12 protein-coding genes are annotated in these 18654 nt (G+C 34.8%); 5 read left to right on the forward strand and 7 right to left on the reverse strand.

All coding sequences use genetic code 11. The features are described 5' to 3' along the window. Positions 1-404 precede the first annotated feature (404 nt). From thrA to ABID42_RS11860, 5 genes are all read left to right on the forward strand, one after another. Positions 405-2861, forward strand: coding sequence for a bifunctional aspartate kinase/homoserine dehydrogenase I (thrA, locus tag ABID42_RS11840; RefSeq protein ID WP_367283828.1), 2457 nt, complete (start codon positions 405-407; stop codon positions 2859-2861). A gap of 22 nt (positions 2862-2883) precedes the next feature. After that, positions 2884-3120, forward strand: coding sequence for a hypothetical protein (locus ABID42_RS11845; RefSeq protein ID WP_367283829.1), 237 nt, complete (start codon positions 2884-2886; stop codon positions 3118-3120). Then, on the forward strand, positions 3110-3439 hold the full coding sequence (locus tag ABID42_RS11850) for a type II toxin-antitoxin system RelE/ParE family toxin (protein WP_367283830.1): 330 nt from the start codon (positions 3110-3112) through the stop codon (positions 3437-3439). Before ABID42_RS11845 ends, ABID42_RS11850 begins: the two co-directional genes overlap by 11 nt. Before the next feature lie 4 nt (positions 3440-3443). After that, a complete protein-coding gene (locus ABID42_RS11855; protein ID WP_323296154.1) occupies positions 3444-4379 on the forward strand; it encodes a homoserine kinase in 936 nt (311 codons plus the stop codon). Between the two features lie 123 nt (positions 4380-4502). Continuing rightward, positions 4503-5102 (forward strand): Uma2 family endonuclease, encoded by a 600-nt coding sequence (locus ABID42_RS11860; protein WP_367283831.1) that lies wholly within the window; start codon positions 4503-4505, stop codon positions 5100-5102. Between the two features lie 69 nt (positions 5103-5171). Here the strand turns inward: ABID42_RS11860 and ABID42_RS11865 are convergent, their stop codons facing one another. The 7 genes from ABID42_RS11865 to ABID42_RS11895 form a co-directional block, all read right to left on the reverse strand. Further along, positions 5172-6917 carry an OmpL47-type beta-barrel domain-containing protein gene (locus ABID42_RS11865; protein ID WP_367283832.1) on the reverse strand — a complete coding sequence of 582 codons (1746 nt, stop codon included), beginning with the start codon at positions 6915-6917 and terminating at the stop codon, positions 5172-5174. Further along, a complete protein-coding gene (locus ABID42_RS11870; RefSeq protein WP_367283833.1) occupies positions 6907-8676 on the reverse strand; it encodes a tetratricopeptide repeat-containing sensor histidine kinase in 1770 nt (589 codons plus the stop codon). The genes ABID42_RS11865 and ABID42_RS11870 overlap by 11 nt, the downstream gene beginning before the upstream one ends. 408 nt (positions 8677-9084) lie before the next feature. Beyond that, entirely contained in the window at positions 9085-10947 is a 1863-nt protein-coding gene (locus tag ABID42_RS11875) for a glycoside hydrolase family 13 protein (RefSeq protein ID WP_367283834.1), read from the reverse strand. A 78-nt stretch (positions 10948-11025) separates the two neighbouring features. Then, complete coding sequence (locus tag ABID42_RS11880) at positions 11026-12345, reverse strand: SusE domain-containing protein (RefSeq protein WP_367283835.1); 1320 nt, start codon at positions 12343-12345, stop codon at positions 11026-11028. Positions 12346-12481: 136 nt separating this feature from the next. Next, positions 12482-14026 carry a RagB/SusD family nutrient uptake outer membrane protein gene (locus ABID42_RS11885; RefSeq protein WP_367283836.1) on the reverse strand — a complete coding sequence of 515 codons (1545 nt, stop codon included), beginning with the start codon at positions 14024-14026 and terminating at the stop codon, positions 12482-12484. A 13-nt stretch (positions 14027-14039) separates the two neighbouring features. Next, the gene (locus tag ABID42_RS11890) at positions 14040-17384 is read right to left on the reverse strand and encodes a SusC/RagA family TonB-linked outer membrane protein (RefSeq protein WP_367283837.1); all 3345 of its coding nucleotides are present in this window, start codon (positions 17382-17384) and stop codon (positions 14040-14042) included. Between the two features lie 239 nt (positions 17385-17623). Further along, positions 17624-18643: a FecR family protein gene (locus ABID42_RS11895; protein WP_367283838.1), complete on the reverse strand. Its 1020-nt coding sequence runs from the start codon at positions 18641-18643 to the stop codon at positions 17624-17626. Between the last annotated feature and the right edge of the window lie 11 nt (positions 18644-18654).

Raw genomic sequence — 18654 nt, forward strand, 5'->3', positions numbered from 1 at the left:
CGAAGAAACTAAAGTTGTATTAAAAGAAGATTCGCTCGATAAAGACATTGTGCTAAAGGTTAGCTAATACTGTCAAGCTTTTTTAGGATGAGACAGATTAAGGAAACGAGTAGTGTGATTTAGAAATCTTGCTTTGTAAGTTTGAGAATTGCTTTTGTAAGAGAGAGATTTAGGCGTTGATTTAAGGAATAAAATCTTTGTCGAGAATGATTCTGGTAGAATTTTAAAAAGATTAGCGATAAATCTAAGTAAGAATCTGCCCTTTATTCTTTAAAACCAGTAGAGTATTGGTATATTTGTCGCTCATAAAATTAATACATAAAAAACCTGCTGTTGTAAAGCAGTCGGAGTGAATAAGACAGAGATTTTCTCAAGTCTAAGTTCACTCAATCACTTAAATCATTATGAAAGTTTTAAAATTTGGAGGAACTTCTTGCGGTACTACTGAAAGTATCCAAGCAGTATTAGGGATTATCAAAGGCAAGCAAGCTAAAGGTGAGAAAATTGCAGCCGTGTTTTCTGCAATGGGTGGTGTAACCAACCAATTGTTAAAAGCGGGAGATTTAGCTTCTACGGGTGATACTACTTACTTCGACATTGTTAAGGGAATTGAAGACCGTCATTTCACAGTTGTACGTGCATTAATTGACGTTAAAGCCCAGTCGAAAGTATTTGCCAACATTCGTACCATCATTAATGAATTAGAAGATTTACTGAAAGGAGTTTCTTTGATTCGTGAAATCTCAGCTCGAACATCCGACTTAATTGTAAGTTTTGGAGAACGACTTTCAACGACATTAATTCATGAAATCCTACATGCACAAGGCGTAGATTGTCAGTTTTTAGATGCTAGAAAAGTAATCAGAACTGATGCTAACTTTGGGATGGCAGCCGTGAATTTTGAAGTGACCAATCGCCAGATTCAAGAGCATTTTGCTAAAACAAAATCGCTTCAGTTGATTACAGGCTTTATTGGTTCAACAGAAAAAGGAGAAACAACAACATTGGGTCGTGGAGGTTCTGATTATACAGGTTCGATTTTCGGAGCAGCATTGGATGCCGAAGAAATTGAAATCTGGACAGATGTAGATGGCATGATGACAGCCGACCCACGCAAAGTGAAAAATGCCTTTACCATTCCGACGATTACTTATGCGGAGGCGATGGAATTGACACACTTTGGGGCTAAAGTAATTTATCCGCCATCATTACAACCAGCTTTTACAAAAAATATCCCGATTAGGGTTCTCAATACATTTAATACAGATTTTGTAGGAACAGTCGTAAACCGCACTGCCGAAACATCTGAATACATTATCACAGGTATCAGTTCTATTGATAATTTGGCTTTGGTCAATTTACAGGGTTCGGGTATGATTGGTGTAGCTGGCGTTTCAGCGAAGTTATTTACGGTTTTAGCAAAACATAAAATTTCGGTGATTTTGATTTCTCAAGCATCATCCGAACACTCTATTTGTTTCGCAATTGAACCATCAGCTTCAGCATCTGTAAAAGCATTATTGGAAGAAGAATTCAAAGCTGAAATTGCCGATGGCGATGTAGAAGGCATTGATATTCAAGAAAACCTTTCGGTAATTGCCGTTGTGGGTGAAGGAATGCGCCATCATACAGGTGTAAGTGGTAAATTATTTTCTGTTTTAGGGAAAAACGGTATCAATATCGTTGCGACAGCCCAAGGTTCGTCTGAGTTGAATATTTCTGTAGTCATTGAAAAGAAAGATATTTCAAAAGCACTGAATGTTATTCATGATTCTTTCTTCTTCTCGCAAGCAAAAACCTTGAACCTTTTCTTAGTAGGAACAGGTTTGATAGGAAAAGCTCTTTTAGAACAATTACAAGGACAAGAAAATTATCTTTCAAAGTACAAAGCCTTGAAGATTAATTTGGTAGGAGTAATGAATTCTAAAAAAATGCTGATTGATGCGCAAGGAATTCCGATGGAAAATTGGGAAGAAGAGCGTGATGGAAAAGGAAAACCTGCTGAAATATGGGCATTTGTAGAAGAAGCTAAACGTTTAAATTTACCAAATTCTGTTTTTGCAGATTGTACAGCGAATAAAGAAATTCATAATTATTACTTAGGACTTTTTGAAGCGAATATTTCGGTAGTTACGCCAAATAAAGTAGCCAATTCAGGTCGGTACGAAGACTATGCTTTGTTACACAGAACAGCTTTGAAAAAAGGAGTGAAGTTCTTGTACGAAACCAACGTTGGTGCAGGTTTACCAGTCATTAATACTTTACAAGGCTTGATTTCATCGGGAGATAGATTTGAGAAAATTGAAGGAGTACTTTCAGGTACTTTATCTTATATCTTCAATAATTTCAAAGCAGGTGTAAAGTTTGCCGACATCGTTCGTGAAGCCAAAGTAAAAGGCTATACAGAACCAGATCCACGAGAAGATTTAAGTGGAATGGACGTAGCCAGAAAGATTTTGATTTTAGGACGTGAAATTGGTTTACGTCTTGAACCAGAAGATGTAGAAATCTTGAAATTATTGCCAGAAAATTGCGAGAAAGCACCAACCGTAGAAGATTTCTTCAAAGAATTAGAAGTATCAAATAGCTATTTTGAAGCGATGGTCAACGAAGCCGAAGCAAAAGGGGAAGTATTAAGATTTATTGCAACTTTAGAAAACAATAAAATTACGATTGGTGTAAGAAGTATCGGAAAAACGCATCCATTCTATATGATGGACGGAGCCGACAATGTAATTTCATTCACCACAAAACGTTATCACGACCGTCCATTGGTCATCAAAGGCCCAGGAGCAGGAGCAGAAGTAACGGCATCAGGTGTATTTGCAGATATTGTGGCGATGGGGAGTTATTTAGCTTAGTTACAGTTAAAACCTTACGATTATGAACCTTATTTTAGAAAATGTTCAGCCCAAACACATTTCGTTGATTCAAGAATTAGCGAAGACTTTGCACTTTCAAGTAAAGGAAGACAACAGTATTAAGAAGAGTAAAAAGAAACTTAGTACTCAGCAAAAAGAGTTTGTTGAAGACTTAAAAGAGGCATTGGCTCAAGTAGATTTGCATCAACAAGGAAAGATTGAGTTGCAGACTTTTGATGAGATGATGAATGAGCTTTAACATTATTCCTACTTCAAATTTCTTTAGAAAAGCCAAAAAGCTTTCTAAGAAATATGTTTCTTTCAAATCAGACTTAATGAATTTGAAAGAACAACTTTTGGAGAATCCTTTAGTGGGTACTTCGATTGGAAAGGATTGCTACAAAGTTAGAATGTCAATTGCAGCTAAAGGGAAAGGTAAATCAGGTGGTGCAAGAGTAATTACTTGCGTGAAAATTGTAAATGAAACTATCTATCTCTTGACAATTTATGATAAAAGCGAACAAGAGAAAATTAACGATAATGAATTGGATCAGCTTTTGAAACAAGCAGGTCTTTGATTATATGACAAATTCAATAAAAGTATTTGCCCCAGCTACGGTGGCTAATGTTGCTTGTGGTTTTGATATTTTCGGTTTTGCAGTTGATAATCCGGGCGACGAAATCATATTAAGAAAATCTGATACAAAAGGTGTCAAAATTTTGAAAATTGAAGGTGACGAAGGTCGTTTGCCTTTAGCAGCTGAAAAAAATACGGCTGGTATTGCTATCATCAAATTTTTAGAAGCTATTGGCGAAACTGGACAAGGTTTTGAGATGGAGCTTAAAAAACTAATGCCACTTGGCTCTGGTTTAGGTTCATCGGCAGCTTCGGCGGTGGCAGGTGTTTTTGCGGCGAATGAATTATTAGGAAAGCCTTTAGCTCAAAAAGATTTACTACCTTTTGCGATGGAAGGCGAGTTTATCGCTTGTGGTTCGGCTCATGCTGATAATGTTGGGCCAAGTTTGATGGGTGGTTTTGTGGTAATTCGTTCTTATGACCCGCTGGATATTATTCAGTTGCGTACTCCTAAAGAATTATATGCAACCATCGTTCATCCACATATTGAAGTAAATACCAAAGACGCTCGTAATATTTTAAAAAGAGAAATCTCTTTGAAAAATACGATTACTCAAATGGGAAATGTAGCGGGTTTAGTAGCAGGTTTTATGTTGCCCGACTATGATTTAATTTCAAGAAGCTTGGTTGATGTTATCATCGAACCAATTCGTTCGATTTTGATTCCTCAGTTTGATGATGTAAAAAATGCAGCTTTAGAAAACGGTGCTTTAGGCTGTTCTATCTCTGGTTCAGGACCTTCTATGTTTGCTTTGTCGAAAGATTTATTTACTGCCAATAGAGTTGGAAAAGCGATGCAAGATGGTTTTGCTAAAGTAGGAATCGGCTCAGAATGTTATGTTTCTGGTATTAATCAAGCAGGGCCAGTTGTATTAGGTTAGGCTTGTTATTTTCAGCATAAATCATTAATTTAGTTTATGAGTTTAAAGGTTAGAGTGTTTTATCTCGTTAACCTTATACTCATAAACTTTTTTGTTTTCAATCCATTTTATTTTCAACCTACGATGAGCGATTTAGTAGAAGTTTCAGCACGAATATATAGCGTTGAGGAGTATTTCGAAATCGAAAATCACTCAGAAATCCGTCATGAATTTGAAGACGGGATATTAATTCCTATGCCTGGAGAAACTTTAGATGCTAATGAAATTGCACAAAATTTCATTTCAACGCTTCAAAAAATCCTTAGGAAAAAAGGATTCAGAATGTTTGGACATGATGTTCGTACTATTGTTCGAGAAAGGAGAATTTACCGTTATCCAGATGTTGTAGTTTCTGCTTCTGATACGATTAAAGATATTCGTCATGTAACAGAACCTGTATTAATTGTTGAAGTACTTTCTGAAAGTACAGAGGAGGTTGATAGAAATAAGAAATTCCGGCAATATACTGCTCTTCCATCGCTTCAATACTATTTAATGGTTCATCAGGACACAGCTTTGGTAGAATTTTATCGACGAAAAGAAGCTACTTCAACTTTTGAATTTAATTTTATCGACGAACACAATGATAAAATTGAATTTCCTTTATTTGATACTTTTATTACTTTAGAAGATATTTATGAAGGTATTCAGTTTAATTCAGTCGAAGAAGAAGTAAAGGAGTAAATGATAAATTGAAATATAAAAAAGCCCTTTTCAGTCATTGAAAAGGGCTTTTCTGTTTATAAATTACAATTATTTACCAGTCATAAAGGTTACTTCTTTGAATGATTGATTACCCAAGTAATCCGTACCGGTAATTTTTACATGGTACTTTGTATTGGCTTTGAATCCATTAATTGTATTCAGATAGATTTTTGGAGCTTGTCCATTAATACTATAAGTAATTGATTTTAACCCCGCCATCACATCTGTTCCAGCTAAAGTAAAGCCTACACTTGATGGATAGATTTCTACGCCTTGTTTGGTTGTATTGATACTTCCCACAGTAAAGAAGTTGAAAAGTTCAGGTCCTTCAATATCACTTACGAATACAAACGAAGCAATATTTCTATTATTTACATTGTCATAACCAAAGTATTCAAATTTATGAATACCTTTTTCTGTCATTTTGATTGGTTTGGAATAATCATTTTCAATTAATTTTCCATCAAAACTATAAGTGATTTTTTGTAAACCAGATTCTGGGTCGGTTGCTTTTAATTGGATAAAGTTATTTGGTCCAAGTAACATTGTATCTCTTCTTGTTACGATATCACCAATGATTTCATGTTGAAGATTTGGACCCGTTAAGTCAACATAAACTTTACTTACATTATGTTTAAATTCTTCATAACCAACACCTGCTAAACTGGTAGTTTGGTTGTTTAAGTTATCAATAGAGTAATATCTGATGTTATGATTTCCCGAAATACTTGGTAAGTAAAAAGGATTAGTATAACTCACAAAAGGTTGATTGTCAATAGAGTATTTTACTTCTTTTACACCAACTTTATTGTCGATAGCCGTTAATTTAAGTTTTGTTTTTCCAGAAAAATAAATCGTATTATTAGCGATATATCTATCTCCAAGAATATCAGTTGCCATTAAAGGAGAACTTTTATCTAGGAAGAAATCAAATCTTTTTTCTTTTTCCTGATTATTTACATTATCTGTAGAATAGTAAAACAAAGTATGTTTTCCTTCTGGAAGAAATACAAAAGGAATACTTTTACCATCATAAGGTTGTAAAGTGCCGTCATCAAATTTATAAAAAGTGCCTTTTAATCCCGAAATGCTATCTTCTGTATTGAAATACAATTTACTAGTATAAGAAATTGCTTTATCGTCAGTAATTCCATTCACATTCAAATTGGTGAAAGGAGGCGTATTGTCAACAGTAAAGCTTTCTTGTTGCATCTGACTAGCGTTGCCTACATTATCGGTAGCATAATATTTCAACACATAGTCGCCTTGAGTTGACAATCTTTTTTCAGATTTATATACTTCAAAAGGACTGTTATTGATTGTGTAAAAAACAGTTTCAACACCACTGGTTTTATCGCTCGCCAACAAATTGAAATTTACAAAAGGGCCAAAGAATACTTTTCCTGAAGCATTCACATATTTTTTTGAACCATTGAATAAAGTAACACCTGTTTCGGGAGCAATGCCATCGGCATAAATCTCTAGTTTTACTTCTTGCGGAGGTTCAACCATTGCTTTAGTTTCAGGGTCAACGGCGTTTTTTGAACGAATGTAATTCACCCCTTCTGTATCTAAATAAAATGGCACAGAATACTTTTGGTTGGGTGATTTATTCAATAATTCCTCTGCATGGTCAGGGGTAGTAGAAACCCAAATATAAACTGGCAATTTTTTGTTCCAATACAATTTACCAGAAGTAGTGTCGGTATAATGTTTAGGTTTGCTGGTTTGTGCTGTGGTAGCGAAAGCCAAAACAGCCAAAATCATTGTTGTAAAAACGTTTTTAAGCATCATTTTTTTTATTCAAGGTTACGGTAATAGTGGTTCCTATATTTAATTCACTGGTTACTTTAAGTTTTCCTCCGCATATTCTGATGAAATCGTTGCAAAGTACTAAACCTAATCCTGTGCCTTTTTCATTGTTCGTTCCATAAGTTGATTTATTACTTTTTAAGTTAAATAAAGTATTTACTTTTTCTTCGCTCATGCCTACGCCACTGTCTATTACAACTACTTCTACTTTTTTATCATCTTCATTTGGATTGATTTGCACTTTAATAATTCCCTTTTTCTTGGTGAATTTAATGGCATTTTGTATCAGGTTTCTGAAAACAATTTTAGTCATTTCAAGGTCAGACGATACCGTTAAATCTGTAGGTATTTCATTCACAAGTATGATTTCTTTACCTTCTGCCAAACGCTGTAGCAACTTAATGTTTTCATCGACCAAATCAAAAATATTTACTTCCTGAATCTTAGGTGTTAACTCAGACATTTGTGTTTTTGCCCAGTTCAGTAAATTGTCCAAAATCGTTGAGATTTGGGCATTTCCGTTTTTAAGCTGACTCATAATATCTCTTAAATCTTCTGGAATGTCTTCGTAGTAATCTTCTTCAATAATTTCAAAAAAGCTTTGTAAGGAAGCAATTGGTCCACGTAAATCATGCGCAATGATTGAGAAAATTTTATTTTTCACATCATTTGAAACCGATAATTGTTCTTTTTGAGCAGCAATTGCAAGGTTTTGTTGATGTAGCTGTTGATTTTGAGCTTTAATTTTTCGGCTATTCAAATACACAATTGCCGCCACCATTAATACAAAAAAAGTAATGATTCCTGCAATGATATAAACGTAGTTTTTCTCTTTCTCTAATACTAAATTTTTAGCTTCAGCTACTTCTGCATTGGCTTTTTCGATGATTAAATCACGTTTTTGTAAGCCAACAATCATTTCAGCGTTGGTTAAATCCTGATAAAGATTGATGTTTTTTTGTTTTGCATTTTGAAGTTGTTGACCACTTTCTTTTAGCTTGATTTCGTTTTTTTCAAGCTCCAATTCTTTGGTTTTAGCGACAGATTCTGCCAATTGTTTTTTCAAACTTTCGGCTTCTAAATCACTGGCGAGTTTGTTTACCTCCTTTTTCTGTAACTGGTCATGAAAGGATTTATACAAACTAAAGTACTTCAAAGATTCGTCAACATTACCAGCTTTTTCATAGGTTTCACTCAGCATGGCATAAGTACTTGCCATTTGTTTGATATCGTTCAACTCACGAGCTAAATTCAAAGCTTCCTGTAAATCATTGATTGATAGGTTATATTTTTTGATATTGTTATAAACTACAGAACGATTGATTAAAGAAGAAATAATACTGAATGGTTCTTTTTGAGCTCTGCGAGCAGCTAAAGTTTGTGTAAAATGACTGAGCGCTTTATCATATTCTTCGGCATCAGCGTAGAGCATACCCAAATTATTATGAATCATGGCAATGCCATTACTGTTTTCGATATTTCCATTCAATTTCAAACTCTTTTCATAAAATGAAATGGCCCTTTTATATTGATTATAGTTCCAATATATATAACCAATTTCATTCATCATTCTTGATGCTTCCGTGAAATTGTTGGCATTCAGGTAATTTTCGTATTGTGATTGATATTGTAATACTCTACCCGAATCTGAGCGACTTAAAGGCAATACTTGTGCCTTCGATTGAAAGACAATAGAAAGGAGTATAAAAATGAAATATTTAAACTTTTTATTAAAGCGCATTTAGATAATAATCAATACTTGAAAACAAAACAAAAGTAAGATGTTCATTTTAATTGAAAACTTAATTAATGAAATTTACCATTTGTTAATTGTTTTGACGGTAATGGAGAGAATGTAACGAAAGATACTATTAATTGTGTAAATGTAATTTATTGAAAATCAACAAAATTCAATCACAATTTTATTTTAATTATAAATTCTTGATGAAAGAATCAGTTGTAATTTTACAAAGATAAGCGAAAAAAAGTCAAAACGGATAGATGTTTTGAATGTGTTTTAGCCTGATTTTTCCTGAAAGTATTTAAGCTAAATGAATGCAGAAAAGAGGAGAAAGGGGAGGAGAATGATAAATAAATACTTCTCTGAATTTATAGCATTTAAACACAGAGAAGTACTAAGAAAGATTATTTATTTTTCGAAAATTTCTAAAACAAGTGGATTGTTGGGAGCGATAGTAAGGTTACCATTTACTTCAAAAGTTTGATTGCTGATAATGTCTTTTGCGCTGAATTTTGCTTTTAAAATCTCTTTAAATTTGCCCATTTCTAAAGTTTTTGGTTCTTTGTTTTTATTCAGAATAACCATGATTTTTTGTTTGTCATTATATCTGAATTGTACGTAAAATCCATTTTCTGGTGCAAAATGTTTCAATTTTCCTGAATGAATTGCAGAAGTGTTTTTTCTCCATTTCAATAAAGTACTTACAAAGTTTTTGGCTTCCATTTCAGCCGAAGTCATATTTGTTTCGGTGAAAACATTTTTATTGTCGCCAATCCATCCGCCGGGCATGTCACTTCTGATTTCTCCGTGAGCATCACTTTTAGGGTTTGTCATTAAGATTTCTGTACCATAATAAATTTGTGGAATTCCTCTGGTTGTTAACAAAAACGCCATGCCATTTTTGAATTTTCCATAATCTTCATGAAGTTGGGTGAAGAAACGACTCATATCATGATTATCAGGAAAAATCATTAAATCGTTTGGATTTGCATAGATAAAATCGTTTGCAACGGTTTGATACAATTTTGTAAAACCTTGATTCCACACTTTTTCATCGGTGTTCAAGGCTTCAACCAAAGCTGCATTTACTGGGAAATCCATCAATGTTCTTAAATACGAAACATAGCCATTTTTGTTTACTTTCCCTTTTTGCCAAGCAGAAACAATACTTGGATTTAACGACCATTCTTCGCCTACAATATTAAAATTTGGATACTCTTGTTCCATTCTTTTACTCCAAACACTCATGAAATTCTTGTCTGGATAAGGCCAAGTATCCATTCTGATTCCGCCTAAATCGGCATATTCAACCCACCAAATAGAATTCTGAATGAGATAATTTGCCATGAATGGATTTCTCTGATTCAAATCTGGCATGGTAGAATCGAACCAGCCGTCGCTGTGCGAAGTAATATCATATTCAGCAGCGTAAGGGTCGTGAAGGCTTTCTCGACGGTGAGTAGAGTAAATCGTTTTTGGACTGTCCTGAAAATTTACCCAATCTTTTGCTGGGAAATCTTTCATCCACCAATGTTCTGAACCACAATGGTTCAGAACCATGTCCATCACTAATTTGATTCCGTGCTTTTTTGCCTCTTTCGATAATCTAAGATAGTCTTCATTCGTCCCAAATCTGGCATCTATTTTACTGAAATTGGTAATGGCATAACCATGATACGAAGTTTTGGGCTGATTGTTTTCCACCAAAGGATTTATCCAAAGAGCCGTCATTCCCAGATTTTGGATATAGTCTAAATGTTGAATAATTCCCTCAATATCACCTCCATGTCTGCCCGTTAAATCTTTACGATTGAGCGTATCTTTGAAAGAAGACACATTGTCATTTTGAGGATTTCCGTTGGCAAAACGGTCGGGAGTAACCATATACAACACATCGCTGCTGTTAAAACCGATTCTTTCAGCAGATTTATTTTGTCTTTTTAGTAAAGCATAATTGTAAGTAAATGTTTCTTTTTTACTGTTTTCAAAGATGATTTTCACTTCTCCAGCTTGTGTTTCTGGAGCAATCAAAATATCAATGAATAAGTAATTTGGATTTTCTACTTTATTTACTTTTTTGATTGAAACGCCTTTGTAATTGATTTTGGGAGTAAACGATGCAATGTTTTTTCCATGAACCAATAATTGTAATGTGGGTTTTTTCATGCCTACCCACCAATTTAAAGGTTCGATATGTTGAATTTTTTCTTGTGCAAAAACAGAAATTTGCATCAAGAAAAGACAGCTTAAAAGTTGAAATGTCTTTTTCATAGTATTTGTCTATTCAATAGTTAAAAAAAATCTGCATGAGCAAAGCTATGCAGATTTAAGAAATAAATTTATTATGAATTATTTTACTTTGGTTGCTTTATAAGTTGGGTTTGCAGCATCCTTTAAATTAAGTTCGAAATCATAAGTACCAGCCGTAGCGATAAAGTTTTCACCCCCTAATTTTAATGCGCCACTTGTACCAATTGCTTGTGCAGCGGCGGCTGTAGTGCCATAATTTGTTCCCCAATCATCATTCAAACGGAATTTGAATTGGTCTGCTTTAAGCACTACACCTTTTAAAACCCATGTTTCTGTACTTAAATCATACGTGAATTTTTGGTCTGGCTTGTCGCCCCAACCTGTCGCAGTAGCCGCACCAACAATTCCCCAAGGTGCATATTTTGTGATGGTATAAGTCAGCTTTTTGAAATCTACTGTGATAAGATACTTACCTTTTTTCACCGCAATGTTGTCGCCACCATCTTTCAAAATTCCACCAGAACCACCGTAATTTGTACCCCAATCGTTGTCTTTACGGATTTTAATTTCGCCATCAATTAAATCAACAACACCTGTCCAAAGGTCAACTGTTGGGTCATAACTTAAAGGTAAATCTGGTGTTGCACCCCAATTATTAGCCGCACTTCCCACAATTCCCCAAGCATATTTTTCGATTTTATAAGTCAAAGCAACAGGATTGAAAGTGATTTTGTAAGTACCTGCTTTTACGGCAATATTGTTTCCACCGCTACTTAAAGTACCATCACTTCCACCAAGATTTACTGTCCAATCGTTATTTTGGCGGAATTTAATTTCTCCGTCAATCAAAGTAACATAAGCTACCAAAACATTTACGACATCTGTTTTATAGAAAGGTAAATCTGGTGTTGCACCCCAGTTATTGGCTGCGCTTCCTACTACGCCCCAAGTAGTACTTAGGTCTAATTTTGCAGAATATGGCGTCGCTTTCAGAGTAGTCATTGTAGAACTTAAAACCGTTGAAGCTCCTAAAGAAGACTGTACTTTAATATCTAAATCATTTGCAGTTCCGGGCAAAAAGCCGAAACCTAATAAAATGGCATTTAATTCAGATGCTTTGAATACTTTTTTGAGTTCTGTTCCAGTAACTACATTCACCGCTTTTGTAAAATCTCCGCCTTTTTTATCAATTAAAATGGTGTAAGAAGGAGCCGCTGCGAAACCATAATTTGGTTTTTCCCAAGATACAGTAAGTACTTCTGTATTTGCTTTTTCTTTATCCAAGACAAGGTTGCTTGATGATAAAGTAACAACAGGAACAGCGTTGCCGTCTAGCATAGCTATTTCTTCGTCTTTTTTGCATCCCAAAGCCAGTACGAAAATAAGGCTTAATAGGAATATTTTTTGTATTGTTTTCATCGTTAGATTAATGTTATTTGTTAACGGTTATTCGTTATCCGTCAAACCGTTATTTTAGAAAAACTTAATAAGCTTTGCCGTTATCTACAATTGATTACTGATAACAATTAACAGATAACGGTTTCCTAAAAACTGACTAATATCCAGTATTTTGCTTTAAAGTTGGGTTAGCGATGATGTCGCCAGATGCCAATGGGAATAAAGTACGGAAAGCTTCTACATCTTTTCCTTCTTTTACGCCACCTTTCCAAGCCCAATTATAACTAGAAGTAAATTTGCCAAAACGGATTAAATCTGTACGACGATGTCCTTCCCAGAATAATTCACGACCTCTTTCATTCAATAAATCATTCAAAGTAAGGTTTGATAAATTTCCTGCACCAGCACGAGTACGAAGCTGATTAACCAAGTTTAAAGCCAAAGTATTATCGCCCGAACCACCACGAGTAACGGCTTCTGCATAAGTTAAATAAGCATCAGCCAAACGATATAATGGGAAATCTGTATCGGCAAATTGTGCATTTTTACCTTTTACGCCAGCACTTGTTAAGTTAGAAAACTTCGTTACGGCATAACCGTTTTCGAAAGTACTGAACTCATCAATTTCGATTTGCTGTCCATTTGTATAGAATAATGCTCTTTTATCGGCTTTGTCATCGAAAAGATTTACCAATTGTTTGGTTGTACGGAAACCTGCCCATTTTTGTTCAGTTCCGTAATCAGCAGGATTCATTGCTCCGCCAATTGAGCCATTAATTGCCAAGGTAGTTACTCCATAAGTTTGTGTTTCATTTCCATCGAAATTTATACTGAAAATGATTTCTTTAGAAGTATTATTATCTGCCAAGAAATTAGTTTTGTAATTGCTTGCCAATGTATAACCTGCATCAATTACTTTTTTGGCAGTTGCGGCTGCTTCTGTATATTTCTTTTGTCCGATATATACTTCTGCATTCAAATAAAGTTTCGCTAAAGTCATCCAAGCTACAGCTTTGTCTGCTCTGCCGTATTCGTTAGTTTTTGGTGCAGGCAATTCGCTATCTAAAGCCAATAATTCAGATTCTACGTAAGCAAATAGTTCTGCACGAGTAGCCTGTTTTGGCAAAGTAGCACCTACTTGTTCGTTTTCGGTAATTAATGGTACATTTCCGTATAAATCAATCGCATGTGCATAAGCTAATGCACGAAGAAAACGAGCTTCTGCACGATAATTTTTAATATCCTGAGAATTCGTAACTCCACGACTGCTCAATTTTGCATCAGTTGTTTCACGTAAAAATTCATTTGAAACCGCTACTTGGAACAAAATACGAGAATAAAAAGCTGCCGTAAATGAATTGGAAGCTGTCCAGTTCATAGCATGTAAATCTGGTACGCCTGGGTCATTCCATCTACAAACTAATTCGTCAGTTGTGAATTCTTGCAAGTACCAATAAGCACGCATATAACTTTGCGAACCACCGTCGTAGCCTTTTAAATCCACATCATTGTCGCCATTTTTCAAACCTGATGCCGCCAAACCTGCGTACATTTTGGCTAAGATAAGTTTATAGTTGGCGGGGTCTTTATAGACTAATTCTGATACTTCGCCTACATAAGGAACGGTATCTAAATCTTTGCATGAATTCAATGAAAAACAAAGAATCGCTGCGGTTAATACGTTTTTAAATATATGTTTCATTGTGATTTCCTGATTAAAAATTAACATTTAAGCCCAAAGAATAAGTACGTGGACGTGGATAAACTTGGTTGCCAATTCCGTCTCTTAATTCTGGATCTAATCCTTTGTAATTTGTGATAACAAATACATTTTGTACGATAAATGATAATTGTGCTCTTACATTTTTGATTTTGATTAAATCGCTCAGGTTATAGCCTAAATTGATATTATCCATTCTCAAGAATGAAGCGTTTTGTACATAATAATCTGACATACGAGTTTCTACCGTTCCAGTTTTGAAACCTGTTTCTAACACATTCGTAGATAAATTACTGTTGAAGCCAGAGTTGAATAAGTTAGAGTAAACTCCTCTGTTCGAGAAAATGTTGTTGTAAGCATAATTCCCAACATTCGAACGCAACACAAAACCGAAGCTTGCTTTTTTGTAAGTCATTTGTGAAGTAAAACCGATTAAATAATCTGGTGCTGCTCCTTTATAACGATAACGGTCTAAATCTGTGATTTTTCCATCGCCATTCAAATCTTCAAAAACGCCTTCTAAAGGTTTTCCGTTGGCATCATATACTTGTTTATATACAAAGAAAGCATTTGGAACGTAGCCAGTAGAATGTACTTGAATGCTGTTTCCAGTTCCGCCTTCAATGCCACCTACTTGTACACCTACATAAGTTGGATTATCAACTTTGGTTAAAGCTGTAATTTTACGTTGGTTATAAGTAAAGTTGGCACTTAAATCCCAATTGAAATTTTCTGTTAAAACAGGAGTGTAGTTGATAATTACTTCAACACCTTTTGTTTCTAATGAACCTACGTTGGTTACTACTTTATTACTAAAGTTTGTTCCAGCGGCTACGTCGATTTCGTTAATCAAATCAGAAGTAAGCTTTCTGTATAAATCAATACTTCCTGAAATACGAGATTTTTTTAAACCGAAGTCTAAACCAATATTGGTTGAAGCTGTTTGTTCCCATTTGATGTTAGGGTCGTAAGCATTCGGACGAAGTAGCGTATAAAAAGTATTCCCAATTTGGTATTTGATTCCTTGACTTGGCGTATAAGCATTTAAGTACGGATAGTCGCCAGAAGAAATATCTTGTTGACCAGTAATCCCCCAACCTAAACGAAGTTTTAAATCTGAAAAAGTCTGACTGTCTTTGAATTCATTGTTGATTTTCCAAGCTAAAGCAGCAGAAGGAAATGTTCCCCAACGGTTATTTTCTGCAAAACGTGAAGAACCATCACGACGAAGCGTAAATGTTGCTAAATATTTGTTGGCTAATGAATAATTCACACGACCAAAGTATGATAACAAAGCATAGTCAGTTTTGAAATATGATTTTGTACTTGGCACCGAAGGATTTCCGAAAGTTGTTCCATTCTCTTCTTCTCTTACAAAACCTTGGTTTTCAGCACCAGCCATTACATTGATGGTTTGGTTTGAAAACTCTTTTACATAATTCAAATAAAACTGATTTGTAAAATTGTTTCTACTTTGTGTATAATAACCATTTGAACCATTATTGGTAAATAAATTAGCTGAAATCAAGTTTGAAGCTGATTCTTTACCATCAGTACTTGAACGGTCGAGACCAAGATTCCAATTCGCTTTTAATTCTGGTAAGAATGGGAATTTGTAATCAAACTGAATATTTGCGATGATACGATTTACTGTGGCTTTATTACTTTTTAAATTCAATAAAGCCAATGGGTTTGATGGCGCCAATGACACAATGTTCCCACTACTTTCTAACCAATTAAAATAACCGCCATATTTCTGATTTTCTACGTAAACGGGCTGTGTTGGGTCAAAGCCGATGGCTGTACCAATTGCACCTTCGTCGGCGAAATTACTTTTTGTCGATGATGCTTTCACGTTAACATCAATTTTCAAACTGTTATTGAATAACATCGGGCTGATTCCGAATGAACCAGAAGTTCTTTCTAAACCTGATGTTAATAAAATGCCATTTTGATTGGTATGACCAACAGAAACACGATATGGGATGTCTTTCAACACACCAGTAATACTTAAATTATTATCGTTGCTTAATGCTGTACGGAAAATTTGGTCTTGCCAATTGGTGTTAGCTGTGCCTAATAAAGCCTTTTGCGATTCTGTTCCTCTTGCATTTACAACTTCTCTGAATTGGTCGCCAGTTAATACTTCAACATTTTTAGTTTTTACGCCAGCCGAGAACATCGAACTGAAATTCACATTGAATTTATCTTTCTTCGTTCCTTTTTTAGTAGTAATAATAATTACACCATTTGAAGCACGAGAACCATAAATAGCAGTGGCTGACGCATCTTTCAATACGTTAAACGATTCAATATCATTTGGGTTAATAAAACTCAATGGATTGGCTGAACCTTTTACTTCGGCATTATCTAAAGGTACTCCATCAATTACAATCAATGGGTCGTTACTTGCACTTAATGACGAACCTCCACGAATACGAATCTGACTAGCAGAACCGGGCGCACCACCGTTTGAAGTAATTTGTACACCGGCTAATTTACCAGTAATTAATTGTTCTGGGGTAGCAATATTTCCCTTTACAAAGTCAGCCGAAGTAATACTTGTGATGGCACCAGTCAAATCTTTTTTCTTCTGGCTACCATAACCAACCACAACTACTTCTGTCAAGGTTTTTAGGTCTTCTGCCAAAGTAATATTGATGGAAGTTTTATTACCAACAGTTATTTCTTGTGGAAGAAAACCAATAAAAGTAACTACTAAAACAGCTTTGTCATCACTAACGTTAATAGTGAATTCGCCATTTGTATTGGTTGTAACACCTTTTGTAGTGCCTTTAATGGCTACAGAAGCACCCGGAAGCGGACTCCCTTTATCATCCACTACTTTACCTGTAACGGTTTGTTCGGCGGTAGCAGATGCGTTTACTTCTGAAATTGAATTGTTTTCTTTGAAATCATTTCCTTCTGAACTAAAAGGTAGATTTTTTTCATTTGAAGTAACTTTTGACTGCGTACTGCCTTCTGACTTTTTTCCAACAATCAAGTAAGTGTTCTTACGAACTTTCTTGAATGTTAAGCCATTGGGTGCTAATAATACTTCAAGTGATTTCTCTAAACTTTTACTCGTGCGTACATTTTCTTGCAAAACAGAAATGCCTGATAAGGTTTTTTCTTCAAACAGAATATCAACATTGTATTGATTTTTCAGTGAAAGAATGGCATCTCGCAATTTCATGCTTGAAGAGGTTTCTGTACTTCTTTCAACTTTTGGCTTGTTTTGGGCATAAGCCAAAGCTTGCGCAGATAACGGATGGGGTAGGTAACTAAATGTAGTTACCATTCCTCCGATTATCACTAATCGAAATAATCGTTTTTTCATGTGTTTTTAAAAATGTTGGTTAATGGAAATTACTTTTGAAAGATTGTTTTTATTTAATTGTGATTTAGTGAGTTGTGATTTAGTGATTGTTCTGTTTAATTGTGATTGAGTGATTATTAATTTTCATTTCAAATCCTCAATCCTTGTATCTTCCGTCTTGCTTCTTTTGTCTAAAATCCCCTAGTCTTGTGTCTTCCATCTTGCCTCTTTTGTCTTAAAGTCCTAAAGTCCCCCAAAAACTACTCATAAACTTCAGAAAGAACCAGCGTTCCATCTTCATTTTTTTGATATTGTAAGCCAAGTAGTTCTTGTAAAATAGAAATCAAGTCGTCTGCTTTATCAGCGCTGAAAGTGCCAGTAACTGTACGATTCGCCAATTCTTCCGAATTAATCTTAATCTGTACGCCAAATGTTTCTGAAATTTGATAAGAAATCTCTTCCAACGAAGTATCATCAAAAACAAAGCGATGGGCTTTCCAAGCGGTATAAGATTTTACATTTTTTACAGCTTTGATTTCAGTTTTACCTGTTTTATCTAATGAAACCAAATCGCCTGGTTTCATCATTACTGAGCGTTTCGAAGTACCATTCAGGAAATTTACTTTTACTTTTCCTTTGCTTAATACTACTTTTGAACCACGATTTCTAGCAAAAACACTGAATTCTGTTCCTAATACTTCTACTTCTAATTTTTGTGAAGTTCTAACGATAAATCGCTGATTATCAGTTTTATGTTTTACTGAAAATTCTGCTTCCCCATCTAAAAATACTTCTCTTGTAGCTTCCTTTTCAAAATTGAAACGCTTGTGTTTTAAGGTAGAATTGGCATTTAAAGTAACTTTACTGCCATCAGGCAAATTTATAGATTGGGTTTCTCCATAAGCAGTATGATAATTTTGATAAATCAATTGGTCTTTCTGCAAATACAATGTCAAGCCAGAAACCATAAAAATTACAGCGGCACTTGTCCATTTAAACCAAGTTAATTGCCAAATACTTTTTTCTGGCGCTGATTCTTCTTCCAAAATTACTTCAAAGTCGGTGATGGTTTCCGAATGTATTTTTTGAAAAAAAAACGCTTTGGCACTTTCTTTATCAGCCATTATTTGTGGAAACTCATTTTCGTAGTCTTCCAACCATTTATAATACACTTCTTTATTTTCAGGATTTTGAAGCCAATCTGCAATCATTTTCTTTTGCAAAGGACTTGTTCTTCCTGCGAAGTGTTCAAATAAAATATTTTTACTCAGCGTTGTCATGTCGATAATTT

Source organism: Arcicella rosea (assembly GCF_040543805.1).
Classification (GTDB): Bacteria; Bacteroidota; Bacteroidia; order Cytophagales; family Spirosomataceae; genus Arcicella; species Arcicella rosea.